This is a genomic window from Pseudomonas sp. ADPe (assembly GCF_014843515.1).
Taxonomy (GTDB): Bacteria; Pseudomonadota; Gammaproteobacteria; order Pseudomonadales; family Pseudomonadaceae; genus Pseudomonas; species Pseudomonas citronellolis.
In genome coordinates this window covers 352,161-375,463 of record NZ_CP062122.1, presented here as the reverse complement: position 1 = coordinate 375,463, position 23,303 = coordinate 352,161, and the positions used below count along the sequence as shown (strand labels likewise).

Genomic DNA, 23,303 nt, shown 5'->3' with positions numbered 1-23,303 from the left:
GCATCCCAGCGCCGGCCCCAGAGCCGGCGTTTTCGTTTCTGGAGCCTGACCAATGCGTACATCCGAACGGGGCCTGAGCCTCATCAAGTCGTTCGAGGGCCTGCGGCTGCAGGCCTATCAGGATGCCGTCGGCGTCTGGACCATCGGCTATGGCACCACTCGCGGCGTGAAGGCGGGGATGGCCATCACCAAGGACCAGGCTGAGCGAATGCTGGTGAACGACGTACAGCGTTTCGAGCCAGATCTCGACAGGCTGGTGAAAGTGCCGCTGAACCAGAGCCAGTGGGATGCCCTCATGAGCTTCGTCTACAACCTGGGCGCGGCGAACCTGGAGTCGTCGACGCTGCTGAGGCTGCTGAACCAGAAGGACTATGCGGGCGCGGCCGATCAGTTCCCGCGCTGGAACAGGGCCGGTGGACAGGTTCTTCAGGGGCTCGTGAAGCGCCGCGCGGCTGAGCGGGTGATGTTCCTGGGGGCTGCGGCATGACCTGGCTCAGCTACTGGAAGCCACTCGCCCTGGTAGCGGCCCTGCTCTGCGCCTTCGCTTCTGGCTGGCTTTCAAACGGATGGAGGCTGGGCCAGCAGATCGAGCAGCAGCAGGCCGCTTTCCAGGCTGATCTGAGTACGATCAACCTCGCCACGGCAAAGGCCCAGCAGGAAGCAAACGAACAGCGTCAGGCGCTTGCCAAGGCTGTCCAGCAGGATTCCGCTACCCGATACCAGGAGTACACCGATGCCCAGCATCAGAACGCTCAGCTTCGTGCTGACCTGCTCACTGCTCAGCGCCGGCTGTCAGTCAAGGTCAGTGGTTGCAGTCCCGCCGCCGAAGTGTCCACCGCCGCCGGCACCGGAGGCGTGGATCATGCAGCCGGTCGAGCCGACCTTGACCCGGGATCTGCTGATCGAATTGTCGCCATCGCCAACCGAGGGGACGATGCCATCCGGCAACTGACGGCGTGTCAGGGGTATGTGAAGCGAATCTTGGGGGAATAGGGCGCCCGGAACGGAGGCTCAATCCCACGGCGTGATGCTGTCAGCCCACTCCTGCATCATGCCGCGCCGCTGCTCCAGGTAGGTCGCGTGGTTGTAGGTCTCACGGATGATGCTGGGATCGGTGTGGGCCAGTTGCTTTTCGATCCAGTCGCGGTTGTAGCCGCGGTGGTTCATTTCCGTCGAGAACATGTGCCGGAAGCCGTGCGGTGACTGCTGGCCGCGGTAGCCGCAGGCATTCATGGTCTCGGTGGCGTAGTTCACGCCCATCGGCCGGCTGATGTCGTTCCGGTTCGGGAAGACATACTGGAGTCCCTTGGAGAAGGGCAGCATGGATTCCAGAAGTTGGATAGCCTGGTGCGACAGCGGGATGGCGTGGTCGCGACGCGCCTTCATCCTGGTGGCCGGGATAGTCCAGGTTGCCGATTCAAGGTCGATCTCGGCCCACTCGGCATAGCGCACCTCTCCAGGCCTACAGGCGGTGTAGATCATCAGTAGCGTGGCCGTGATGTACATGTGGCCAGTTTCGCATTCACGGATGGCCTTCATGATCCTCGGCATCTCGTCGAAGTCGACGAATGGCCGGTGCTTATAGACGTCTATCTTCTCAGTGACGGTATGCATCTCTGCTGTCGGGTTGGATTCAGCCACGCCGGTGGCGATGGCGTACTTGAACACCTGGCCAATCCACTGTCGTGTCTTAACTGCCGAGGTGATGGCGCCCCTGTCCTCGATCTTTCTGATCAGCGCGATGATCTCGGCTCGACTGATGGACTTGATTTGGCGCTTACCGAAGGCCGGCAGAACGTCATTGTCCATCGCAATCCGAATTCCCTTCCTTGTTCCCTCCGCAATATCTCCCTCCCTGAACTTGAACCATTCCTCATAGACCTTCTTGAAGGTCTGGCCGCTGGCCTCAAGTCTCTCCGTTTTCTTTTCCTTCCTTGATTCGCGCGGATCAATTCCGTTTGCGACCTCCTCGCGGGCCTCGTCCCGACGCGTTCGTGCCTCCTTCAATCCGATCTCGGGGTATGTCCCCAGCGATATGCGAGCCTGCTTGCCTAGCCAGGTGAAGCGGAAGTGCCAGCTTTTCACGCCGCTGGCGGCGACATAGAGAGTGAGCCCGAGAGAGTCGGCAAGCGTGTAAGCCTTTTCCTTTGGCTTGGCCTGCCGCACGGCGGTGTCCGTGAGCGCCACTAGTACATTCTCCAGTCCGGTTCAGTTGGGTGTACTGGAGGATGTACTAAATGGAGTGGGCTGGGAAGGTTCTTCGTGACACTCGGTGACACTGCGAATCCGGCTGAAGAAGCGCTTTTGCTGGTTTCGTGGTGCTCGCCGGTTTTTGGCGGGAAGGAAAAGTGGAACCCTTGAACAGTTCCAAGAGGTGGCCTTCAGATCATCAGTGGGCAATTGCAACCGCCCATTGTACCCACTTTGCCCGCCGCCCGGGCACACCCCGTCGGCGGCTCAGCGCGTCAGCTCGACCTGGACTTCCTCGCCCTCGCGCAGCGTCAGCGGCGCCATGACGGTGGCGCCCACCGTGGTCGGGCCGTTGGTGCCGGTGGTTTCCCAGGTCACTTCGCAGCTCAGGTAATAGCGCCCCGCCGGCACCTGGGCGAAGCTGAAACGGCCCTCGGCGTCGGCGCGCACCGTGCGGGTGTAGATCTTCGCCCGGGCGTCGGGCTCGCCTAGCGGCCGCCGCTCCTGGTAGGCCTTGTACAGCGGCGCCATGTAGCGCGTCGCCGGGATCAGCGCCACGTCCTTGCCGGCCGCCGGCTTCAGGGTGCCGGCGCGGGTCTTGAGGAAGGCGCGGCCGTCGATCCTGCCGTTGCCGTGGACCGCCAGCGCCTGGTACTCGGCGCTGGGGAACTCGCCGAAGTTCAGCGGCCGGCCCTGGTTGGGCGAGATGCAGCCGGCCAGGGCGAGGCCGAGCAGGGCGACGAACAGGTGGCGCATGAAGGCTTCTCCGGGGCATGGGCTATGCGTCTGCAAAGATAGCCCAGGCCCGGCTCACTTGAGGTCCAGGCGCCTGGCCAGGCGGTTCAGGTTGGCCCGGTCCACCCCCAGTTCGCGGGCCACGGCCGCCCAGTTGCCGGCGTGGCGCTGCAGGCTGGCGGCGATCAGCTGGCGCTGGAAGTCGTCCAGCGCGGTGCGCAGTTCGATGCCGGGTTTGGGCAGTTCGCGGGCGGGTGCTGTCTTGCCGGCTTCCGGCAGGTGCAGGCCCTGTTCGAGGCCGAGGTCGTCGAGCTCCAGGGTGAGGATGCGCGGGCGTTCGGGGCTTGAGGCCAGGGCCTTGAGCGAGGCGCGGCCGATCAGGTGTTCCAGTTCGCGCACGTTGCCCGGCCAGGGGTAGCCGAGCAGGGCGGCCTGGGCCTCGGCGCTCAGGCGCAGGCTGCGCAGGCCCAGGCGCGGGCGGTTCTGTTCGAGGAAGTAGCCGGCTAGCAGCAGGATGTCGTTGCCGCGCTCGCGCAGCGGCGGCACCCGCAGCGGGTAGACGCTCAGGCGGTGGTAGAGGTCGGCGCGGAAGCGCCCGGCGCGCACTTCCGCGGCCAGGTCGCGGTTGGTGGCGGCGATCAGGCGCACATCCACGCGGTGCTCGCGGTCCGAGCCCAGGCGCTGCAGTTGGCCGCTCTGCAGCACGCGCAGCAGCTTGGCCTGGATCGCCAGGGGCAGCTCGCCCACTTCGTCGAGGAACAGGGTGCCGCCGTCGGCCAGCTCGAACTTGCCGCGGCGCTCGCCCACGGCGCCGGAGAAGGCGCCGCGCACGTGGCCGAAGAGTTCGCTCTCCACCAGGGTTTCCGGCAGCGCCGCGCAGTTCAGGCTGATCATCGGCTGGGCGTGGCGCAGCGAGCGCTGGTGGATGGCCTGGGCCACCAGTTCCTTGCCCACGCCGGTCTCGCCGGTGACCAGCACGCTGAGGTCGCTGCCGGCCACCAGCTTGATCTCGTCCACCAGTTGGCGGTGCGCCGGGCTCTGCCCGACCAGTTCGCGCGGGGCCTCGCCGGCGGCGCGCTGGTAGGCGTCGGCGCGCTGCTGTTCGTGTTCGGCGCGCAGGGTGAGGTCGAGCATGCGCTGGCTGGCCTTCACCGTGGCCGCCGCCAGGCTGGCGAAGGCCTGCAGGTTGTCCAGGTCGCCGCTGGAGAAGCGCCCGGGCTCGAGGGCGTCGAGGGTCAGCAGGCCCCAGGGCTGCTCGTCGAGGTACAGCGGGCAGCCCATGCAGTCGTGCACTTCCAGGTGCACGCCTTCCACCAGGCCGTCGTAGGGGTCGGGCAGGCCGCAGTTGGCGTCGAACAGGGTAGGGCCGGGGCGTTCCAGCAGGGCCTGCAGGCGCGGGTGTTCGGCGATCTTGAAACGGCGGCCGAGGGTGTCCGGGCTCAGCCCGTCCACCGCCAGGGGCACCAGTTGCTCGCCTTCCAGGCGCAGCAGGGCGCTGGCGTCGCAGGGCAGCAGTTCGCGCAGGGCTTCCAGCAGGCGGCGGTAGCGTTCTTCGTCGGGCAGTTCGCGGGACAGGTCGTCGACCAGGGGGAGCAGGGTGGCAAGCAAGGGGTTGCTGGTCATTCTGACCTCTATGTAGTCCGTATGACTCGAATGATTGCTGGTCATTATGACTTCTGACGCCGCGGAAGTCCCGCGAATACTGGGCGCCGGCCTTGGCACGTTTTCTGAAGGATTACAGGCAGTTCCCACCCTGTCTTGCGTTCCAAGGAGATCCGCATGCTGTCCAACGAACAACGCACCCTGATCAAGGCGACCGTCCCGCTGCTGGAAACCGGTGGCGAAGCCCTGACCCGGCACTTCTACCAGCTGATGCTGACCGAGTACCCGCAGGTGCGTCCGCTCTTCAACCAGGCCCACCAGGCCTCCGGCGACCAGCAACGGGCCCTGGCCAACGGCGTGCTGATGTACGCCCGCCACATCGACGAGCTGGAGCGCCTCGGCCCGCTGGTGGGGCAGATCGTCAACAAGCACGTGTCGCTGCAGATTCTGCCGGAACATTATCCCATCGTCGGCGCCTGCCTGCTGCGCGCCATCCGCGAAGTGCTGGGCGAGGAGATCGCCACCGACGAGGTGATCGCCGCCTGGGCCGCCGCCTACCAGCAACTGGCCGACATTCTGATCGGCGCCGAGGAATCGGTATACGCCCGCAATGCCGCCGAAGAGGGTGGCTGGCGCGGTGCGCGGCGCTTCCGCGTGGCGCGCAAGGTGGCCGAGAGCGAGGAAATCACCTCCTTCTACCTGCAACCGGTGGACGGCGGCGCGCTGCTGGACTTCGAGCCGGGCCAGTACATCGGCCTGCGCCTGGACCTGGATGGCGAGGAAGTGCGCCGCAACTATTCGCTGTCGGCCCCGGCCAACGGCCGCGAGTACCGCATCAGCGTCAAGCGCGAGCCCGAGGGCAGGGTTTCCAACTATCTGCACGACCAGGTCCGGGAAGGCGACGAGATCGACCTGTTCCCGCCGGCCGGGGACTTCGTCCTGGGCGACAGCGACAAGCCGCTGGCGCTGATCACCGCGGGCGTCGGCATCACCCCGTCGCTGGCCATGCTGCAGCAGGCGCTGGACGCCGGCCGCGTGGTGCACTTCATCCACTGCGCGCGCCACGGCGGCGTGCACGCCTTCCGCGAGTTCATCGAGAACCAGGCGCGCAAGCACCCGACGCTGCTGCACTTCTTCTGCTACAGCGAGCCGCGCGAGCAGGACCAGGCCGATGCCGAGGGCTTCATCAGCCAGCAGCTGCTGAGCAACTGGCTGCCGGAGCAGCGCGACCTGGACGCCTACTTCCTCGGGCCCAAGCCGTTCATGGCCCAGGTGAAGCGCCTCCTGCGAGAGCTGGGCGTGCCGGAAAAGCAGTGCCACTACGAGTTCTTCGGCCCCGCCAGCGCGCTGGAGGCCTGAGGCTAGACCGGCCGGCCCATGCGGGCCGGCCACCCCGAACTACCGGAGGTGTGTGATGAAAGGCTTCTTCGCCTGTCCGCAACGCAATCTCAGCCATTCCAACGCCCTGCTCAGCGCGGGGGCCGCTATGCTGCTGGGAGGCATCTTCGGCGCCTATTTCATCGACGCCTTTCTCAACCTGCCGCAACTGGTGGCCGCCCACGCCCTGACCGTCCTCGGGCCGACCGCCATCAAGCTGGGCTACGTGCTGCGCCTGATCGCCCAGCGGCAGATGCGCCAACCGGGCTGGGAGGTCTGTTGTGCTGTTGGTTGATCGCAAGGTTCTATTGGCGATTCCGCCGCTGTGGCGGCTGGGTTTCCGTCCTTTCTTCCTCGGCGGGGCGCTGTTCGCGGCGCTCGCCATATTCCTCTGGCTCGCCGCGCTGGCCGGCTGGCTGCCCGCGTGGCAGCCGCTGGGCGGCTGGCTGGGCTGGCACCGCCACGAGATGGTGTTCGGCTTCGCCCTGGCGATCATCGCCGGCTTCCTGCTCACCGCGGTGCAGACCTGGACCGGGCGTCCCGGTCTTAGCGGTGCGCCGCTGCGCAACCTGGCCCTGCTCTGGCTGGCGGCGCGACTGGCCTGGCTGCTGGGCGCGCCCTGGTGGCTGGCCGCGGTGCTGGAGCTGGCCTTCCCGCCGGCGCTGGCCTGGTTCGTCGGCCGCAGCCTCTACCAGGTGCGGCAGACGCGCAATTACCCGGTGCTGATGGTGCTGGTCCTGCTGACCCTGGCCGACGCCCTGGTCATGGCTGGACAGGCGCTGGGCAACGAGGCCTGGCAGCGTGGCGGCGTTCTGGCTGCGCTGTGGCTGGTGGTGGCGCTGATGAGCCTGATCGGCGGGCGGGTGATTCCCTTCTTCACCCAGCGCGGCCTGGGACGTACCGCCCAGGTGCCGGCCTGGCCGTGGCTGGACTGGGCGCTGCTGCTGGGTGGCGCACTGCTCGCGGTGCTCAGCGCCACCGGCCCGGCGTTGCAACCGGGGCCTGTGCTGGCGCTGCTCTTCGGCCTGCTCGGCCTGGGCCACCTGGTGCGTCTGGTGCGCTGGTACGACCGTGACCTGTGGAGCGTGCCGCTGCTGTGGTCGCTGCACCTGGCCTATGCCTGGATGACCCTGGCGCTGTTCGGCCTGGCGGCTTCCGCGGCCGGCGCGGCGCTGCCCTCCAGCCTGCCGTTGCACGCGCTGACCGTGGGCGGCGTCGGCGGGCTGATCCTGGCGATGATCGCCCGCGTCAGCCTCGGCCACACCGGCCGCGCGCTGCAGCCGCCGAAGGCGATGGCCTGGGGCTTCGCTCTGCTCAACCTGGGCGTGGTGGCGCGGGTGCTGGTGGTGTGGTGGCTGCCGCTGGGTGGCTTGCTGCTGGCGGCGCTGTGCTGGTCGCTGGCGTTCCTGATCTTCGCCGGGTACTACGGGCCGATGTTGTGGAAGGCCCGGATCGACGGGCAGCCGGGGTAGGGGATTCATCTGTGGGGCGTGGTGTGCGGGCTCGGCCCATCGCGGACGGAGTCCGCTCCTACGTATGTGCTTCCCTGTTGAGCCTGGCGCGGCTTTGACGGCGGCTCCGTGCCCGGCAACGAGCGGGATTATGCCAAGGTCAAGCGGCGGATAACGCCGTAGGCGTTATGCGCCCTACGCCAAGTTCACCATGGGCGTAGGGCGAATAACCGTTCGCGGTTATCCGCCGCTACACCTTCCTCGCCGGCCGCTGCATGGCTGAACCTGGCGCGGCTTTGACGGCGGCTCCGTGCCCGGCAACGAGCGGGATTATGCCAAGGTCAAACGGCGGATAACGCCGTAGGCGTTATGCGCCCTACGCCAAGCCCAGCATGGACGTAGGGCGAATAACCGTTCGCGGTTATCCGCCGCTACACCTTCCTTGCCGGCCGCTGCATGGCTGAGCCTGGCGCGGCTTTGATGGCGGCTCCGTGCTCGGCAACGAGCGGGATTATGGCCAAGGTCAAGCGGCGGATAACGCCGTAGGTGTTATGCGCCCTACGCCAAGCCCAGCATGGACGTAGGGCGAATAACCGTTCGCGGTTATCCGCCGCTACACCTTCCTCGCCAACCCCTGCATGGTTGAGCCTGGCGCGGCTTTGACGGCGGCTCCGTGCTTGGCAGCGAGCGGGATTATGGCCAAGACCAAACGGCGGATAACGCCGTAGGCGTTATGCGCCCTACGCCAAGTTCACCATGGGCGTAGGGCGAATAACCGTTCGCGGTTATCCGCCGCTTCACCTTTCTTGCCGGCAACTCCGTGGTTGAACCTGGCGTGGCTTTGACAGCGGCTCCGTGCCCGGCAGCGAGCGGGATTGTGGCCAAGGTCAAACGGCGGATAACGCCGTAGGCGTTATGCGCCCTACAACGGCACCAACCTTTCCCCCAGGCGCCCGCCGTCGACCAGTTCGAGGAACTCGTCGCCCATCCGCCGGCTTTCGTCCATCGCCTTGTTCCAGTAGCGCTCGCGGCCGGCGTCGTCGCCCAGGTAGCGCTTGAAGTCCTTGCGGTCCGGCAGCTTGTTGTGCGGCAGGCGTGCCAGGTACTCGGGGGAGGGGGCGAGCAGCAGCACGTCCTGCAGGCGGGTGGCGTCGCCGCGGCGCCAGGGCAGGCCCTTGTCGAACCAGCCGGGGATGACCTTGTCGGTGAAGTGCGGGTAGAGCACCACGCCGTCGGTTTCGTAGGGCAGGTCCAGGTGGTAGTCGAGCAGGCCGCCGTCGCGGTAGGTGCCCGGGCCGGCGCCGGGGATGTCGCGCACGCCCTGCATGACCATGGGGATGGAGCCGGAGGCGAGCAGCGCATGGCGCAGGTTGCCGACGTCCAGCGGCAGGCATCGCGAGGGGAAGTCCCGCAGCGGCGCCAGCGGCGGGGCCAGGCGCGCGTCGTGGAGGATCACCCGTTCGAAATGGCGGTGCAGGTGGCGGCGGCCGAGCAGGTTGTCGCGGATCACCGCGCCCAGGCCCAGGCCGAGCGTGCGCTTGCCGTCGTCGGCCAGGCGCCCGTGGCTCTTCACCACCACCACGTTGAGGCGGTAGTGCGGGTTGGCCAGCACGCTGGCGTCCTGCCCGGCGAGCAGGTCGTCGAGCATCCGCGTGCAACTGGCCGAGACCTCGGCTATGTCCGCATTGCGCGAGAAGCGCTGCTGCGTGTACAGCTCGCCCAGGCGGCGGATGCCGGCGGCGGCGTCCGCCAGGCAGGCGCTGGCGAAGCGCCAGGAGCCGATCGAGGCGCCGATCAGCGAGCGCTCGCGCGGCGCGCGCGGCAGCCATTCGCCGAACAGCGCCAGGTCCAGCCCCTGGATGCCCAGCGCCTTCGGCCCGCCGGCGGCGCCGGGCAGGATGCCGACGTCGGCGGGGCTCAGGCCGCGCTCGCGGATGCGCCGCAGGGCGCGGGCGCCGGCCTTGAGGGTGAGGGCGGGGGACTTGATGTGGATGGCGGTCATGGGGGCACTCTCTGGCGAGCCGCCGATTATAAACGCTGTATTTTCCTAGGCAGCATCCTTCATCCGGTGAATGATCCGTCCTGCATCCATTCAGCTTGAGTTAATGGCCTTTCGATAGCCTGCGAGCATTGGCAATTCGCAGGAGCCTTCCCATGCAAACCCTCACCCGTCTGATCGCCGCCACCGCTCTTTTCGGTGCCTCCAGCCTGGCGCTGGCCCACGACATCGGCCCCGACGAGGCCCTGCGCCTGCGCGACGCCGGCACCATCCAGGACTTCCAGCGCCTGAACCAGGCCGCGCTGGCCAAGCACGCCGGCGGAACCGTGTACGATAGCGAGCTCGAACTGGAACACGGCCGCTACCTGTACAAGGTCGACATCAAGGACGCCCAGGGGGTGAAGTGGGATGTCGAGCTGGACGCGGTGAGCGGTGAAGTGCTCAAGGACCGCCAGGACCACTGATGACCTATCCTCTGCGTTACGCGCTGCTCGTCGCGGTCTGCCTGGCCGGGGCGGCGTCGGCCCACGACATCAGCCAGGACGAGGCCCTGCGCCTCACCCGCGAAGGGGTGATCCGCCCCTTCGAGTCGATACTGCCGGCCGCGCTGCAGCGCTACCCCGGCTCGCGCCTGCTCGAGGCGGAGCTGGAGAAGGAGCACGACGCCTACATCTACGAGATAGAGCTGCTCACCGCCGGCGGCGTGGTCCGCGAACTGGAACTGGATGCCCGTGACGGGCGCATCCTCAAGGATAAGGAAGACGACTGATGCGTCTGCTGCTGGTGGAGGACCACGTCCCCCTCGCCGACGAACTGCTGGCCGGGCTGAGCCGCCAGGGCTACGCCGTGGACTGGCTGGCCGACGGCCGCGACGCCGCGGTGCAGGGGGCCAGCGAGCCCTACGACCTGATCATCCTCGATCTCGGCCTGCCGGGCCGCCCCGGCCTGGACGTGCTGCGCGAATGGCGCGGCCTGGGCCTGGCCACCCCGGTGCTGATCCTCACCGCGCGCGGTTCCTGGGCCGAGCGCATCGACGGGCTGAAGGCCGGCGCCGACGACTACCTGACCAAACCCTTCCACCCCGAAGAACTCTTCCTGCGCATCCAGGCCCTGCTGCGCCGCGCCCACGGCGTGGCCAACCAGGCCCAGTTGGAGGCCGGCGGCCTGCGCCTGGACGAGGCGCGCCAGTGCGTGCAGCAGGATGGCCGCGAGGTCGACCTGACCTCCGCCGAGTTCCGCCTGCTGCGCTACTTCATGCTCCACCCGGGCCAACTGCTGTCCAAGTCGCACCTGGCCGAGCACCTCTACGACGGCGAGACCGAGCGCGACTCCAACGTCATCGAGGTGCACATCAACCACCTGCGCCGCAAGCTCGGCCGCGAGATCATCGAGACCCGCCGCGGCCAGGGCTACCGCTTCGCCGGCAGCAGCGGGGGCGCGGCTTGATCTCGATCCAGCGGCGCCTGGGCTTCGGCCTCGCCGCGGTGCTGCTGGTGATCGGCCTGGCGCTGGCCCAGGCCGGGCTCTGGCTGTTCGACCAGGGCCTGCGCCGCTACCTGGCCAGCGGCCTGCAGGACGAGGCGGAAAGCCTGCTGGTGGCGATCATTCGCGGCCCGGCCGGCCTGCAGCTGGACCCGCAGCGCGTCGACGGCGCCTACGAGCGGCTGTTCTCCGGGCGCTACTTCCAGATCCACTTCGAACAGACCGACTGGCGCTCGCGCTCGCTGTGGGACCACGAGCTGAAGGTGCCGGAGCGCACGGGCCTGCGCGAAGGCCTGGCCAAGGGCCCGGAAGGCCAGCGCCTGCTGGTCTTCCGCGGCGACTACAAGCGTTACGGGCGCAGCCTGCGGATCAGCGTGGCGCAGGACTACACGCCGATCCTCAAGAGCTTCAACCGCCTGCGCAACATTGGCCTGGGCGCCGGGGCGCTGGCGCTGCTGCTGATCCTGTTCTTCCAGCGCCTGACGGTGCGCCGCGCGCTGCGCCCGCTGGAGCAGGTGCGCCAGCAGATCGCCCAGCTGCAGGACGGCCAGCGCAGCCAGCTGGACACCCGGGTGCCGCAAGAGCTGGAGCCGCTGGTGGAACAGGTCAACCACCTGCTGCAGCACACCGAGGAAACCCTGCGCCGCTCGCGCAACGCCCTGGGCAACCTCGGCCATGCGCTGAAGACGCCGCTGGCGGTGCTGATCAGCCTGGCCGAGCGCGAGGAGCTGCGGCAGCACCCCGAGCTGAAGCGGGTGCTGCAGGAGCAGCTGGAGCAGATCGACCAGCGCCTGGCCCGCGAACTGGGCCGTGCGCGCCTGGTGGGCGAGGCGCTGCCCGGCGCGCATTTCGACTGCGACGCCGAGCTGCCCAGCCTGCGCGAGATGCTCCAGCTGATCCACGGCGAGCACCTGCGCATCACCTGCCAGGCCGAGCCCGGCCTGCGCCTGCCGTTCGACCGCGAGGACCTGCTGGAACTGCTCGGCAACCTGCTGGACAACGCCTGCAAGTGGGCGGCCGGCGAGGTGCGCCTGCAAGTGGAGAAGCGCGAGGACGGCTACCGCCTGCTGGTGGACGACGACGGCCCGGGCATCGCCGAGGAGTTGCGCGACAGCGTGCTCGAGCGCGGCACCCGCCTGGACGAGCAGGTGGCCGGCCACGGCCTGGGCCTGGGCATCGCCCGCGACATCGCCGCGGCCTGCGGCGGCAGCCTGGCGCTGGAGGGCAGCGAACTGGGCGGGCTGCGGGTGCGGGTGATGCTGCCGAGGCGGGCTGCGGCGTAGCGCCTTGCGCGGCGCTGCGCCCGCCGTTCAGTCGCCGAGGCGTTCCAGGGTGCGCAGCAGCACGTCCACCTTGGTCAGCGACTCCGCGTATTCCGCCTCCCAGTCCGAATCGGCGACTATCCCGCCGCCGCCCCAGCAACTGGCCTGGCCGTCCTTCACCAGCAGGGTGCGGATGGTGATGGAGCTGTCCAGCTCGCCGCGCACGTCCAGGTAGAACAGGCTGCCGCAGTAGATGCCGCGGCGGCTCGGCTCCAGCTCGTCGATGATCTGCATGGCGCGGACCTTGGGTGCGCCGGTGATGGAGCCGCCGGGGAAGCTGCCCAGCAGCAGGTCGAGGGCGTCCTTGTCGGCGGCCAGCTCGCCGGTCACGCTGCTGACCAGATGGTGCACGTTGGGGTAGCTCTCCAGCGCGAACAGCTCCGGCACCCGCACCGTGCCGGGCGTGCAGCTGCGCCCCAGGTCGTTGCGCAGCAGGTCGACGATCATCAGGTTCTCGGCGCGGTCCTTGGGGCTGGCCAGCAGTTCCTCGGCGTTGGCCGCGTCCTCCGCGGGCGTGCGGCCGCGCGGGCGGGTGCCCTTGATCGGGCGCGTCTCCACCTGGCGCCGGTGCATGCGGATGAAGCGCTCGGGCGACAGGCTGAGGATGGCGCCGTCGCCCAGGCCCAGGTAGCCGGCGAAGGGCGTCGGGCAGGCCTCGCGCAGGGCCAGGTAGGCCAGCCAGGGCGAGCCGCTGCAGGGCGCGCGGAAACGCTGGGTGTAGTTCACCTGGTAGCAGTCGCCGGCGAGGATGTAGCCTTGCACCCGCTCCAGGGCCTGGCGGTACTGCTCGCGGCTCAGGTCCGGCCGGAAGCCGGCATGCAGGCGGAAGGGCGGCAGCGCCGGCGCCGCCGCGTCGGCCTCGAACAGCGCCAGCAGGCGCTGGCGCTCGGCGGCTTCCAGGCGCGGGTGGAACACCAGCTGGCTGGTGCCGCGCTGGTGGTCGGTGACCAGCGCCCAGGCGTACAGGCCGACCCGCGCATCGGGCAGGCCGAGGTCGTCCCGGCTGTGCTGCGGCAGGCGTTCGATGCGCCGTCCCAGGTCGTAGCTCAGATAACCGATCATTCCGCCGACGAATGGCAGGTCCGGAATTTCCCCCGCGTCGGCCTGTCCGAGGCTCTGCAATGCCGTGCGCAGGCGGGCGAAGAACGCCTTGGCCGATTCGTCGGCACTTGGCGCCAGTTCTGCCAATGGCCAGGCGCTCATAAGGTCATAGCGTCCACGGTCGGCGCCAGGCCTGCCGGCGTCCAGCAGCACGGCGCCGGGCGCCTGGGCGATGCGGGCGAAGCGCGCCGTCGGATCTTCCCGGTAGGGGAGCGGGTGTACACAATAGCGGGACATAGGTAGGAACAGGAACCCTGGGCTAGGCTGAGAGCCATTCCTGCGCACGCCCGAAGAGTCGATGCTAGAGCCCTTCTCTTCGGTTTACGCAAGGTAAGCATTCTGATAAGAATTGGATTATCCCGCGGAAGCCATGCTCCGTACCACAACGATAATGAAACAGGGATAGAGGCCGTGGACGTAGTGCTAAAAACCGCAGCCGGCAGCCTTCTGCGTACCAGATCGACACCTCCCGGGGTGCCTGCCGAATACCAGTACCGCCCCCAGCTCCAGGCTGCCCTGGAGCGTTCCGCCCATCATCGCGTCCTGCTCTTCAGCGCCCCCGCCGGCTTCGGCAAGAGCGCCGCGCTGGCCATGCTCGCCGAGCGCCGCGAAGCGCAGGGGCAGAAGGTGGTGTGGCTTTCCCTGGAAGGCTCCGACGACGACCCGGGGCGCTTCTGCGGCAAGCTCACCGAGGCCCTGGCCGCCAGCCTGCCGGACGTCGGCCGGGACGCCGCGGCCTACCTGCACAACACCCTGCGGGTGCCGGCCGTGGCGGTCATGGAGAGCCTGCTTTCCGACCTGTTGCGCGTCGACGTGCCGCTGCTGCTGGTGCTCGACGACCTGGACCGGATCACCCAGCCGGACATCTTCGCCGGCCTCAACCGCCTGGTGCAGTACGCCCCGCCGGGCCTGACCCTGGCCATCGGCAGCCGCTCGCAGCCGCCGCTGAGCCTAGCCACCTGGCGGGCCAAGGGCCTGCTGCTGGAAGTCGGAGTGGAAGAGCTGCGCCTGTCCCAGGAGCAGACCCGCGAATACCTCAGCGGCGAGGGCGTGGAACTCGACGAGGCCTGCCTGAAGGCCGTGTACGCCCGCACCGAGGGCTGGGTGATGGGCGTGCAGCTGTTCGGCCTGTGGCTGCGCCAGCCGCCCGCCGGCGCCCAGCGCGACCTGGCCGAGCTGGGCGGCGGCCCCGCCGAGGTCGGCGACTACCTGCTGCGCAGCGTCTTCGAGTGCCTGCCCCGGGACATCCGCGACAGCCTGCTGACGCTCAGCGTGGCGAGCCGCTTCAACGGCGAGCTGGCCAACGCCCTGACCGGCCGCCAGGACGGCCAGGCCCTGCTGGAGCGCCTGGACAGCCTGCAACTGTTCCTCATGCCGCTGGACCGCGAGCGCCACTGGTACCGCTTCCACCAGCTGTTCGCCGACTTCCTCCGCGCGCACCTGCGCGAACGCGAGCCGGAACGCTTCAAGCAACTGCACTTCAACGCCAGCCTGTGGTTCACCAACCACCACATGCCGACCCTGGCCATCGAGCACGCCTGCCTGGCCGAGGACCCGGAGATGCTCGCCGCCCTGGTCGACGGCTACGGCCTGGAGCTGATCAACCGCGGCCAGCTGTACCTGATCTCGCGCTGGCGCCGGCAGGTGCCCGACGAGATCGCCGCGCGCTACCCGATTCTGGTGCTCAGCGACGTCTGGACCCGCGCCAGCGAACTGAGCCTGGCCGAGGCCAACCGCATGCTCGACGAGCTGCTGGCGCGCTGGAGCGACGGCAAGCCGCAGACGCCGATGGGCGACCAGTACCTCTCGGCGCTGGCGGTCAAGGCCGTGCTGGCGCTGCAGAAGGACGACCTGGAGCAGTGCATCGCCCTGGCCCGCCGGGTGGAGAGCCAACTGGGGCAGAACTCGGCCTTCCTCGAATGCGCCATCCTGCTGGTCGCCGCCTTTGCCCAGGTGATGCACGGCCAGCCCGAGCAGGCGCGCCGCCTGATGGGCCTGGCGCAGCAGCGCAACCATTTCCTCGATGGCCGCTACCTGCACATGCAGCTGTCCACCATCGAGGTGATGCTGGCCCTGGAGCAGGGCCAGGTGAAGCAGGCGCAACTGCTGGTGGAACGCGTCAAGCAGCAGGCCGTGCCGCTGTTCGACCGGCGTTCCCAGGCGCTGGCCCTGCCGGCCATCACCGAGGGCCTGACCGCCTACTACCGCATGGACGTCGACGGCCTGGAAGAGCGCCTGCGCTGGGCGCTGGGGCGCGTCGACGTGATCAACCCCATCGACCTCTACGCCCAGGGCATGCAGTGCCTGGCGCGGGTGCAGCGCCTGCAGGGGCGCGGCAAGGAAGCCCTGGCGACTCTCGGGCTGATGCAGAGCCTGGCCTCGCGCAACCATTCCTGGCGCATCTTCGCCATGGCCGTGGGCGAGGAGATCAACCTGATCCTCCAGGAGCCGGCGGCCGACCGCTGCAAGCGCGCCGAGCAGCGCCTCAACGGCATCGACTGGCAGAAGCTCGCCGCCTCCTACCGCCAGGGCCCGTTCAACCCGGTGCTCTGGGTGCGCGGCCTGAGCCGCGTGCGCCTGTTGCAGGCGCGCGGCCATTTCAGCGAGGCGCTGCACGAGATCACCCAGCTGCGCGGCCTGCTGCAAGCCAACTGGCACGGCCTGCAGCGCCTGCGCCTGGACCTGCTGGCGGCGCTCAGCTACCAGCGCCTGGGCTACCAGGAGCGCGCCAACAGCCTGCTCGGGCAATGCCTGGTGGGCGCCGAGCGCGAAGGCGTGCGCAGCCTGTTCATCGAGGAAGGCGAGGGCATCCGCCAGATGCTCCAGCAACTGGAGGCCACCGAGCGCCAGCCGGCGCTGCAGGTGTTCATCCGCAGCCTGCTGGGACTGTGGCCCGGCCAGGAAACGCGCAAGGCACAGGACGTGCTCGAGGAAGGGCTGACCGACCGCGAGCGGGAAGTGGTGTGCCTGGCGGCCCAGGGACTCTCCAACGAGGAGATCGGCCAGCAGCTGTCGCTGGCCCTGGGCACCGTCAAATGGCACCTGCATAACATCTACGAGAAGCTCAAGGTGCGCAATCGAACCCAAGCGATTCGCCGCGCCCGCGAGCTGAGCCTGCTCTGACATGACCACACTCAACTCCCAGCAGCCGCCCCTGCCGCTGCTGCGCACCAAGCTGTTCCCGCCGCGCACCGACGGCGCCCTGCTGTTGCCGCGGCGGGCGCTCATCGACCGCCTGTTCGCGGCGCGCCAGCAGCGCGCGCTGATCCTCAGCGCGCCGGCCGGCTTCGGCAAGAGCACCGTGCTCAGCCTGTTCCGCGAGCGCCTGCTGGCCAGCGGCGCGCTGGTGGCCTGGCTGTCCTGCGACGAGGGCGACAGCGAGCCGCAGCGCCTGCTGCAGTACCTGGTGGAGAGCATCCGCAGCGTCGCCCCCGGCTTCGGCGCCAACACCTCGAACCTGCTGCAGTCGGACATGACCCTGCCGCTGGAAGGGCTGCTGGATGCCTTCCTCGCCGACCTCAAGCGCATCGACGGGGCGCTCTACCTGTTCCTCGACGACTTCCACCAGATCCGCCACCCGGCCCTGCAGCCGGGGGCGCGCTACCTCATCGAGCACCTGCCGGACAACGTGCGCCTGGTCACCAGCACCCGCTACCGCCCGCGCTTCCTGGTGGACGAGCCGGCGCTGGCGCCCTGGGCCTTCTGCCTCAACGGCGCCGACCTGCGCCTGACCCGCGAGGAAGCCGACACCTACCTGCTGGAGCTCAAGGGCCTGCAACTGGACGACGCCGAGCTGGGCCTGTTGTACAAGCGCACCGAGGGCTGGATCACCGCGCTGCACCTGGCCGCCCTGGCGCTGGCCCGGCACAGCGACCGCGAGGGCTTCCTGCGCGGGCTGTCGGGCACCGAGCGGGACATCGCCGACTACCTCGCCGAGGACGTGCTGGCCAGCCTGCCGCCGGCGTTGCAGCAGTTCCTCGACCAGACCTCGGTGCTCGACGAGTTCTGCGCCGAGCTGTGCAACGCCCTGACCGGGCGCCGCGACGGCCTGGACATGCTCATGCGCCTGCAGAACGAGCAACTGTTCATCATTCCCCTGGACGATACGCGCGAGTGGTTCCGCTACCACCACCTGTTCGCCGACTTCCTCCAGGGCCGCCTGGCCCGCAGCGCCGACCCCACGCCGCTGCTCAACGCCGCCGCGCGCTGGTGCGAAAGCCGCGACATGGCCGACCGCGCCGTGCGCTACGCCCTGCGCGCCCGCGACTACGCCTTCGCCGCCGACCTGCTGGAGCGCCAGGGCGCGCGGCTGATCGCCGGCAACCGGGTGTACAGCATCCTCGGCATGCTCGGCGGCATTCCCGCCGAGGTGATCCGCGAGCATCCGGTGTTCCAGATCTTCTACGCCTGGCAGTTGGCCTTCGAACAGAAGTTCGCCGAGGCCGAGGCGCTCATCGAGGAACTCAGCGCCCGCCTGCTGATGGGCCAGGGCAAGGCGCGCAATTTCGGCCTGGCCGAGCTGCTGGCCGTGGCCCAGGTGCTCAAGGCCCTGGTGCTGCTGTACCAGGACAAGCTGGAGGCCAGCCTCAAGGTGTCGCGCCAGTGGCTGGCGCTGGTGCCGGCCAACCAGCCGGTGTTCCGCGCCAGCCTGGCCTGCATCCTGGCCGCCGCCCACGCGCTGCTGGGCGACTACGCCGAGGCCGCCGGCGCCATCGGCGTGGCCCGCGAGTGCCTGCGCATGGCCGACAGCGAGTACCTGCAGGTGGTGGCGAGCATGATCGAGGCGCTGATCTGCAAGGAGAGCGGCGAGCTGGAGCGCGGCCGGACCATCGCCGAGGGCGCGCGCAGCCGCGTCGAGCGCGTGTTCGGCCGGCGCAGCCGGGTGGGCGGGCCGCTGGCCCTGGCCTACGCCGACATCCTCTATGAGCAGGACCGCCATGCGGCCATCCTCGCCGAACTGCCGTTGGCCACCACCTGGCGCGACGTGGCCACGCCCATGGAGCTGATCAGCCGCGGCCAACTGGTGATGGCCAAGGCGCGCTTCTTCGCCGGCGAGGCCGAACAGGGCCTGGCCCAGCTCGACGAATGGCTGGCCGGCCTGCAGTCGCCGGGCTACGAGCGCGTCTACGCGCTGGCCATGGGCTGCAAGGTGCAACTGCTGCTGTGGCTGCGCCGGCCGAACGAGGCCGAGCGCGTCTGCCTGCAACTGGCCCGGCACCTGTCGGGCCTGTCCGCCGAGCGCTATGCCGATGCCCAGGCCGCACTGGCCCTGGCCGAGGCGCGGGTGGCGTTGTCCGAGCGGCGCGCCGAGCGCGCCCAGCAGCGTCTGGAATCGGCGCTGGCGGCGAACGCTTCGCCCTATCAGCGCGACCGGCGGTTGCGTCTGGCCTTGTTACTTTCTGTGGCGTATTGGCAGAAAGGTAACAGCGAAAAGGCCTTCGCCCTGTTCGCGCCCACCCTGGAGGAAGCCTGGAACCAGGGCTACCGCCGGCTGTTCCAGGACGACGCCATCTGGCTGCTGCCGTTCTGGGACGCCTGGCGCGAGGCCGAACCCAAGCGCGCGGCGGCCTGGCAGGGGGTGGCGGAACTGCTCCGCGAACAGTGCCGCAGGCTGTCCGTCGATCCAGCAGGTTTCGAGGAAAATCAAGATGTTAGCCACCGCGAGCGGGAAATCCTGCGGCTGGTGGCGGCCGGGCTTTCGAACCGCGACATCGCCCAGGCGGTGCATCTGTCGGAGGCCACCATCAAGTGGCACCTGCACAACCTGTTCGCCAAGCTGGGGGTGCGCAGCCGTACCCAGGCGGTACTCAAGGGCAAGAGCCTGGGGTTGCTCAGCGAAGCCTGAGGCGAACGGCGTTTCCGGCTCCATCCCTTGGATGGGCTGGCAGGTGGGGGGTTGCCCAGTAGCTTGGGAAACAGGACGCGAAGCCTGGTGCTTCACGAATCCATGCCCGCGGCACCTAGGGAAGACGGCGCGGGTCTGGAGGGTCGGCTTGGCCGGCCAACCTGCAGCGGGGCAGGACGCCCCCTGCAGTGCCCTGGGGCAACCCACCTGAACACTGGAGAGAAACAAGAATGAAAAAAATCAAACAACTGGTTCTTGCAAGTGCTGTTCTGGCCGCTCCCTTCCTGGCCCATGCCGATCTGAAATCCATGGACGACAGCGCGCTCGCCGGCGTGACCGGCCAGGACGGCATCAGCATCGCCGGTGACTTCAAGGCGAGCATCGGGGCGGTGGTCTACACCGACAAGATCGACGACACCAAGTCCGGTTCCCTGCGCCTGGAGAACATCACCCTGACCGGCCCGGGCGGCACCGCCCTGAAGATCGACGATGCCAACCCGCTGACCGTCGACGTGGTCACCACCAAGATCGGCACCGCCGACACCCAGCAACTGGCCCTGGGCCTGCCGGGCATGACCGGCGACGTCTCGGTGGGCGCCATCAAGGTGGGCGACACCAGCGCCGCCAGCATCGGTTCGCTGACCGTTTCCAACCTGAACATGGCCGGTTCCCAGGTTCGCATCTGGGGCCACTGATCCATCGGTCGTGTGACGCGTATCCCCTTGCCGGCCCGTGCCGGCAAGGGTTCTTCCAGGAGAGAGGAGAGGGGATGTTCGAGATACTGCTGGGAAGCCTGCTCGGCCTGTTCGGTTTCACCCAGACGGTGGATACCCAACCGCAACCCCGGGGCACGGTGAACATCACCCAGCAGCTCACGCCCAACGGCCCCTTCCGCGAGGCCGTGCAACTCGAACCCATGAGCCAGGTGCAGTTCCGCAACGTCATCCGCCAGGCCTACGACTACAGCTGCGGCTCGGCGGCGCTGACCACCCTGCTGGACTACTACCTGGGCCGCGACCTGCAGGAACGCCAGGTGATGGAAGGCCTGCTCAAGTACGGCGAGGCCGACAAGATCGTCCAGCGCCGCGGCTTCTCGCTGCTGGACATGAAGCGCTACGCGGCCGCGCTGGGCTACAGGAGCGGTGGCTTCCGCGCCGAATTCTCCGACCTGGATTCGCTCGAGCACCCGGCGCTGGTGCCCATCCACTACGGTGGCTTCAAGCATTTCGTGGTGGTGCGCGACGTCTACAACGACCACGTCTTCGTTGCCGATCCTGCCCTGGGCAACATCAGTTTCACCCGCAGCCGCTTCGAGGCGATCTGGGACCAGAACGTGCTCTTCGTCATCTACCCGAGCGGCCAGGAGCCGAAGAACGCCCTGGCCCTGAAGGAGCAGGACCTGCGCCTGGTGGACGACCGTACCGTGAGCCTGCTGGCCTTCCGCGAGTTCCCGGAGATGAGCAAGTTCACCAGCAACCGGATGATCGAGGCCGCATCCAAAGGCGACGTGCAGTTCATACGCAGCAAGTGATCGACGTTTCATCCTTCCATAAGAACAAGACCAGGGGATTGCATCATGAGATTCAGGGGGTATGCGTGCGCCGCCATACTGGCCTTGCTGGCATCGGGCCCGGCGCCGGCCGAGGAAGGCTCGGTCGACCAGGCGCGTGACGCGCTGGCCAAGAAGGCCGACGACGCCGACAGCGCCAAGGCTCTGGAAGAGGTGTTCCAGGCGGCGGAGAAGAGTTACACCCTGCTGAAGAAGGGCGAGCGGACCCTCACCTACGGCCTGGACTACTCGATGATGCGCGACACCCGCATCCAGCAGGTGCGCACCGGCGACAGCGTGTACAGCGTGCTGGCGACCAGCGAGGCGCAGCACACCTTCACCAACTCCTTCACCTTCGACTACGGCATCTGGGACAACCTGACCTTCAGCCTGCGCCTGCCCTTCGTGGCCAAGTACGACACCGAGAGCGACGTCCACGCCTACAGCCTCGGCGACATTTCCGCGACCCTGCGCTGGCAGCCCTGGGCGGCGATGCGCGGCCGCCCGGTCACCACCTTCTACGCCACCCTCGGCCTGCCCACCGGCGACAGCCCGTTCGACATGAACCCGGACAAGGACGTGTCCACCGGCAACGGCTACTACAGCCTCGGCGTGGGCGCGAACATGTCCTACGTGATCGACCCGGTCGTGCTCTACGGCTCGCTCGGCTACACCTACAACCTCAAGGTCGACAACATCCACCAGAACCAGTACGGCGAGGAGCTGAACAAGGTCACCCCGGGCGACACCCTGAACTTCGCCATGGGCATGGCCTACGCGCTGTCCTACGACGTGTCCCTGGCCACCTCCTACCAGATGGCCTACCAGATGAAGAGCCGCTACCACTTCGACACCCGCACGGTGGAGGCTCCCGAGCAGACCAGCGCGGTCATGAACTTCTCGCTCGGCCTGCGCACCTCGCCTGACTACATCGTCAACGTGAACGCCGGCTTCGGCCTGACCGAAGACTCACCGGATATCTTGCTGGGGGTTTCCCTGCCCCTGGATATCAAGGGCCTTAAGCCCGACTAAACGGCGAGCGGAGTTCCCATGACGAAGCGCATTTCGCCACTTCTGCTGGCGATGGCAGGGGCGGGGTTTGGCTGGATTCTGCCGGCCCAGGCCCAACTGGCCAACGACATCACCATCGGCAACCCCAAGGCGATGGCCCTGGGCAACGCGGTCACCGCCGATTCCACCGGCATCGACGCCGTGCACTACAACCCCGCGGCGCTGACCAAGCTCAAGGGCCGGCAGACCACGGTGAAGCTGGTCAGCGGGGTGATGGACATCCGCGCCGGCTTCCACGCGCCGCCGAACTACGGCGAGAGCACCTTCGGCGTGTCCGACGACCCGGTGGCCAACTCCCACAGCCGCACCATGACGCCGACCATGTACCTGCCGGGCCTGGGCGGCATGACCGACGTGCCCATGCTGGTGGCGCCGCTGGCGGGCCTGTCGATCAACCCGCCGGGCTCCAAGTTCACCTTCGCCACCAACGTCTACACGCCCCAGGCGCTGGGCTACTCGCGCGACTCGGACGGCGACCCGGGGCGCTACGACGGGCGCCGCGTGTCGCTGCAGCGGCTGACCTACTTCTCGCCCTCGGTGGGCTACCAGATGAACGACACGCTGTCCTTCGGCCTGTCCATCGGCTTCTCGCACCAGGCCATGGCCCTGGACACCGACTTCCGCAACCCCGGCCTGCTCACCGGCCTGCTGCAGACCCTCCACGACACCACCTGCGTGCCCGGCGCGCAGGAGATCGTCGAACTGGTGTTCAACGTCTGCGGCGGGCGCATCGGGCCCTACGACACCCTGGCCAACCTCAAGCTGGACATGCAGCAGACCCTCTCGCCCAGCTACAACCTGGGCGTGCTCTGGGAGCCCACCGACTGGTTCGCCTGGGGCGCGGTGTACCAGAGCGAGTCGCGCATGAAGCTCAAGGGCAAGTACCGGGTGGACTACACCAAGGACTGGCAGGGCTTCTGGTCCGGCCTGCAGAACTCGGTGTTCGGCGCCTTCCTCAGCCCGCTGTTCCCCTACGGCAACGCCGAGGAGGAGCACGGCGTGGCGACGCTGAAGATGACCAACCCGGACAACTTCTCCACCGGCATCAAGCTGCGCCCGTTCGACGACTGGCAGTTCAACTTCGACCTCAAGTGGAGCGGCTACAGCGACTGGAACAACCTGGAGATCGAGTTCGACAGGGAACTGGACCTGCTGCGCATCGCCAAGAACTTCGCCCCCAACGGCGCCACCGACCACAGCATCATCCTCGACCGTGGCTACCGCGACACCTGGAGCTACGCCATGGGCGTGCAGTACGACGTCAACGACCGCCTGCAGCTGCGCGCCGGCTACGAGTACCGGCCCTCGGCGATCCCCAAGAGCAAGGCCGACGCCCTGGTGCCCATCGGCGACGCCGACCTCTACGGCCTGGGCCTGGGCTACCGCTGGGACAAGGACACCAACATCGACCTGGGCTTCAACTACTTCGTCTCCAAGCAGAGCATCAAGGCCGGGCAGAGCTGCAACCTGACCTGCACCGGCATCGACAACCTGGTCTACAACCCCTATGCCGGCATGGATGTACATACCACGGTGAAGGCCTATATCTTCGCCCTGACCTACAACACCACCTTCTGAG

The 23,303-nt window shown here is 68.1% G+C and carries 20 protein-coding genes; 15 read left to right on the top strand and 5 right to left on the bottom strand.

Going from position 1 to position 23,303, the window contains the following annotated elements; all coding sequences use genetic code 11:
* The first annotated feature begins 52 nt into the window (after window positions 1-52).
* Both IG194_RS01580 and IG194_RS01575 read left to right on the top strand, forming a co-directional pair.
* Window positions 53-487: a lysozyme gene (locus tag IG194_RS01580; protein WP_058490219.1), complete on the top strand. Its 435-nt coding sequence runs from the start codon at window positions 53-55 to the stop codon at window positions 485-487.
* Window positions 484-993, top strand: coding sequence for a lysis system i-spanin subunit Rz (locus tag IG194_RS01575; RefSeq protein ID WP_058490218.1), 510 nt, complete (start codon window positions 484-486; stop codon window positions 991-993). Before IG194_RS01580 ends, IG194_RS01575 begins: the two co-directional genes overlap by 4 nt.
* An 18-nt stretch (window positions 994-1,011) precedes the next feature.
* On the opposite strand, the gene IG194_RS01570 is transcribed toward IG194_RS01575, so the two are convergent.
* The 3 genes from IG194_RS01570 to norR form a co-directional block, all read right to left on the bottom strand.
* Window positions 1,012-2,187 (bottom strand): tyrosine-type recombinase/integrase, encoded by a 1,176-nt coding sequence (locus IG194_RS01570; protein WP_058490217.1) that lies wholly within the window; start codon window positions 2,185-2,187, stop codon window positions 1,012-1,014.
* A gap of 270 nt (window positions 2,188-2,457) precedes the next feature.
* Window positions 2,458-2,946 carry a carboxypeptidase-like regulatory domain-containing protein gene (locus tag IG194_RS01565; RefSeq protein ID WP_058490216.1) on the bottom strand — a complete coding sequence of 163 codons (489 nt, stop codon included), beginning with the start codon at window positions 2,944-2,946 and terminating at the stop codon, window positions 2,458-2,460.
* A gap of 54 nt (window positions 2,947-3,000) precedes the next feature.
* Entirely contained in the window at window positions 3,001-4,548 is a 1,548-nt protein-coding gene (gene norR / locus IG194_RS01560; protein WP_058490215.1) for a nitric oxide reductase transcriptional regulator NorR, read from the bottom strand.
* 156 nt (window positions 4,549-4,704) lie between these two features.
* Here norR and hmpA point away from each other — a divergent pair, with 156 nt between their 5' ends.
* The 3 genes from hmpA to IG194_RS01545 are packed head-to-tail and all read left to right on the top strand — an operon-like array spanning window position 4,705 to window position 7,376.
* Window positions 4,705-5,886 (top strand): NO-inducible flavohemoprotein, encoded by a 1,182-nt coding sequence (gene hmpA / locus IG194_RS01555; protein ID WP_058490214.1) that lies wholly within the window; start codon window positions 4,705-4,707, stop codon window positions 5,884-5,886.
* A gap of 55 nt (window positions 5,887-5,941) precedes the next feature.
* Entirely contained in the window at window positions 5,942-6,199 is a 258-nt protein-coding gene (locus IG194_RS01550; protein WP_009618692.1) for a hypothetical protein, read from the top strand.
* Window positions 6,186-7,376 (top strand): NnrS family protein, encoded by a 1,191-nt coding sequence (locus tag IG194_RS01545; protein ID WP_058490213.1) that lies wholly within the window; start codon window positions 6,186-6,188, stop codon window positions 7,374-7,376. Before IG194_RS01550 ends, IG194_RS01545 begins: the two co-directional genes overlap by 14 nt.
* Before the next feature lie 901 nt (window positions 7,377-8,277).
* Here the strand turns inward: IG194_RS01545 and IG194_RS01540 are convergent.
* Window positions 8,278-9,357 carry a patatin-like phospholipase family protein gene (locus IG194_RS01540; protein WP_058490212.1) on the bottom strand — a complete coding sequence of 360 codons (1,080 nt, stop codon included), beginning with the start codon at window positions 9,355-9,357 and terminating at the stop codon, window positions 8,278-8,280.
* Between the two features lie 152 nt (window positions 9,358-9,509).
* Between IG194_RS01540 and IG194_RS01535 the strand changes: the two genes are divergently transcribed.
* Genes IG194_RS01535 through IG194_RS01520 form a run of 4 tightly spaced genes read left to right on the top strand, consistent with a single transcriptional unit; the run spans window position 9,510 to window position 12,119 of the window.
* Window positions 9,510-9,818 carry a PepSY domain-containing protein gene (locus tag IG194_RS01535; protein ID WP_009618698.1) on the top strand — a complete coding sequence of 103 codons (309 nt, stop codon included), beginning with the start codon at window positions 9,510-9,512 and terminating at the stop codon, window positions 9,816-9,818.
* Window positions 9,818-10,123: a PepSY domain-containing protein gene (locus IG194_RS01530; protein ID WP_009618699.1), complete on the top strand. Its 306-nt coding sequence runs from the start codon at window positions 9,818-9,820 to the stop codon at window positions 10,121-10,123. Before IG194_RS01535 ends, IG194_RS01530 begins: the two co-directional genes overlap by 1 nt.
* Window positions 10,123-10,800, top strand: a complete 678-nt coding sequence (locus tag IG194_RS01525; protein ID WP_009618700.1) for a response regulator transcription factor — start codon at window positions 10,123-10,125, stop codon at window positions 10,798-10,800. The genes IG194_RS01530 and IG194_RS01525 overlap by 1 nt, the downstream gene beginning before the upstream one ends.
* A complete protein-coding gene (locus tag IG194_RS01520) occupies window positions 10,797-12,119 on the top strand; it encodes a sensor histidine kinase (protein WP_058490211.1) in 1,323 nt (440 codons plus the stop codon). The genes IG194_RS01525 and IG194_RS01520 overlap by 4 nt, the downstream gene beginning before the upstream one ends.
* 27 nt (window positions 12,120-12,146) lie before the next feature.
* Here IG194_RS01520 and pabB read toward each other — a convergent pair whose 3' ends face one another.
* Entirely contained in the window at window positions 12,147-13,496 is a 1,350-nt protein-coding gene (pabB, locus tag IG194_RS01515; RefSeq protein ID WP_009618702.1) for an aminodeoxychorismate synthase component I, read from the bottom strand.
* Window positions 13,497-13,850: 354 nt separating this feature from the next.
* Between pabB and IG194_RS01510 the strand changes: the two genes are divergently transcribed.
* The 6 genes from IG194_RS01510 to IG194_RS01485 all read left to right on the top strand — a co-directional run bounded on the left by IG194_RS01510 (window position 13,851) and on the right by IG194_RS01485 (window position 23,302).
* On the top strand, window positions 13,851-16,382 hold the full coding sequence (locus IG194_RS01510) for a LuxR C-terminal-related transcriptional regulator (protein WP_225617255.1): 2,532 nt from the start codon (window positions 13,851-13,853) through the stop codon (window positions 16,380-16,382).
* A 1-nt stretch (window position 16,383) separates the two neighbouring features.
* Window positions 16,384-19,104, top strand: a complete 2,721-nt coding sequence (locus IG194_RS01505) for a helix-turn-helix transcriptional regulator (RefSeq protein ID WP_058490210.1) — start codon at window positions 16,384-16,386, stop codon at window positions 19,102-19,104.
* A gap of 230 nt (window positions 19,105-19,334) precedes the next feature.
* Window positions 19,335-19,799: a DUF6160 family protein gene (locus tag IG194_RS01500; protein WP_009618705.1), complete on the top strand. Its 465-nt coding sequence runs from the start codon at window positions 19,335-19,337 to the stop codon at window positions 19,797-19,799.
* Between the two features lie 74 nt (window positions 19,800-19,873).
* Complete coding sequence (locus IG194_RS01495; protein ID WP_009618706.1) at window positions 19,874-20,635, top strand: C39 family peptidase; 762 nt, start codon at window positions 19,874-19,876, stop codon at window positions 20,633-20,635.
* Window positions 20,636-20,680: 45 nt separating this feature from the next.
* On the top strand, window positions 20,681-21,685 hold the full coding sequence (locus IG194_RS01490; protein ID WP_009618707.1) for a transporter: 1,005 nt from the start codon (window positions 20,681-20,683) through the stop codon (window positions 21,683-21,685).
* An 18-nt stretch (window positions 21,686-21,703) separates the two neighbouring features.
* Window positions 21,704-23,302 carry an outer membrane protein transport protein gene (locus tag IG194_RS01485; protein WP_058490209.1) on the top strand — a complete coding sequence of 533 codons (1,599 nt, stop codon included), beginning with the start codon at window positions 21,704-21,706 and terminating at the stop codon, window positions 23,300-23,302.
* Window position 23,303 lies beyond the last annotated feature (1 nt).

What these genes read in the sequence shown, in the direction of transcription:
- IG194_RS01580 (WP_058490219.1), top strand. Translation starts at nt 53, where the DNA reads ATGCGTACATCCGAACGGGGCCTGAGCCTCATCAAGTCGTTCGAGGGC.
- IG194_RS01575 (WP_058490218.1), top strand. Translation starts at nt 484, where the DNA reads ATGACCTGGCTCAGCTACTGGAAGCCACTCGCCCTGGTAGCGGCCCTG.
- IG194_RS01565 (WP_058490216.1), bottom strand. Translation starts at nt 2,946, where the DNA reads ATGCGCCACCTGTTCGTCGCCCTGCTCGGCCTCGCCCTGGCCGGCTGC.
- norR (WP_058490215.1), bottom strand. Translation starts at nt 4,548, where the DNA reads ATGACCAGCAACCCCTTGCTTGCCACCCTGCTCCCCCTGGTCGACGAC.
- hmpA (WP_058490214.1), top strand. Translation starts at nt 4,705, where the DNA reads ATGCTGTCCAACGAACAACGCACCCTGATCAAGGCGACCGTCCCGCTG.
- IG194_RS01550 (WP_009618692.1), top strand. Translation starts at nt 5,942, where the DNA reads ATGAAAGGCTTCTTCGCCTGTCCGCAACGCAATCTCAGCCATTCCAAC.
- IG194_RS01540 (WP_058490212.1), bottom strand. Translation starts at nt 9,357, where the DNA reads ATGACCGCCATCCACATCAAGTCCCCCGCCCTCACCCTCAAGGCCGGC.
- IG194_RS01535 (WP_009618698.1), top strand. Translation starts at nt 9,510, where the DNA reads ATGCAAACCCTCACCCGTCTGATCGCCGCCACCGCTCTTTTCGGTGCC.
- IG194_RS01530 (WP_009618699.1), top strand. Translation starts at nt 9,818, where the DNA reads ATGACCTATCCTCTGCGTTACGCGCTGCTCGTCGCGGTCTGCCTGGCC.
- IG194_RS01525 (WP_009618700.1), top strand. Translation starts at nt 10,123, where the DNA reads ATGCGTCTGCTGCTGGTGGAGGACCACGTCCCCCTCGCCGACGAACTG.
- pabB (WP_009618702.1), bottom strand. Translation starts at nt 13,496, where the DNA reads ATGTCCCGCTATTGTGTACACCCGCTCCCCTACCGGGAAGATCCGACG.
- IG194_RS01510 (WP_225617255.1), top strand. Translation starts at nt 13,851, where the DNA reads ATGCTCGCCGAGCGCCGCGAAGCGCAGGGGCAGAAGGTGGTGTGGCTT.
- IG194_RS01505 (WP_058490210.1), top strand. Translation starts at nt 16,384, where the DNA reads ATGACCACACTCAACTCCCAGCAGCCGCCCCTGCCGCTGCTGCGCACC.
- IG194_RS01500 (WP_009618705.1), top strand. Translation starts at nt 19,335, where the DNA reads ATGAAAAAAATCAAACAACTGGTTCTTGCAAGTGCTGTTCTGGCCGCT.
- IG194_RS01495 (WP_009618706.1), top strand. Translation starts at nt 19,874, where the DNA reads ATGTTCGAGATACTGCTGGGAAGCCTGCTCGGCCTGTTCGGTTTCACC.
- IG194_RS01490 (WP_009618707.1), top strand. Translation starts at nt 20,681, where the DNA reads ATGAGATTCAGGGGGTATGCGTGCGCCGCCATACTGGCCTTGCTGGCA.
- IG194_RS01485 (WP_058490209.1), top strand. Translation starts at nt 21,704, where the DNA reads ATGACGAAGCGCATTTCGCCACTTCTGCTGGCGATGGCAGGGGCGGGG.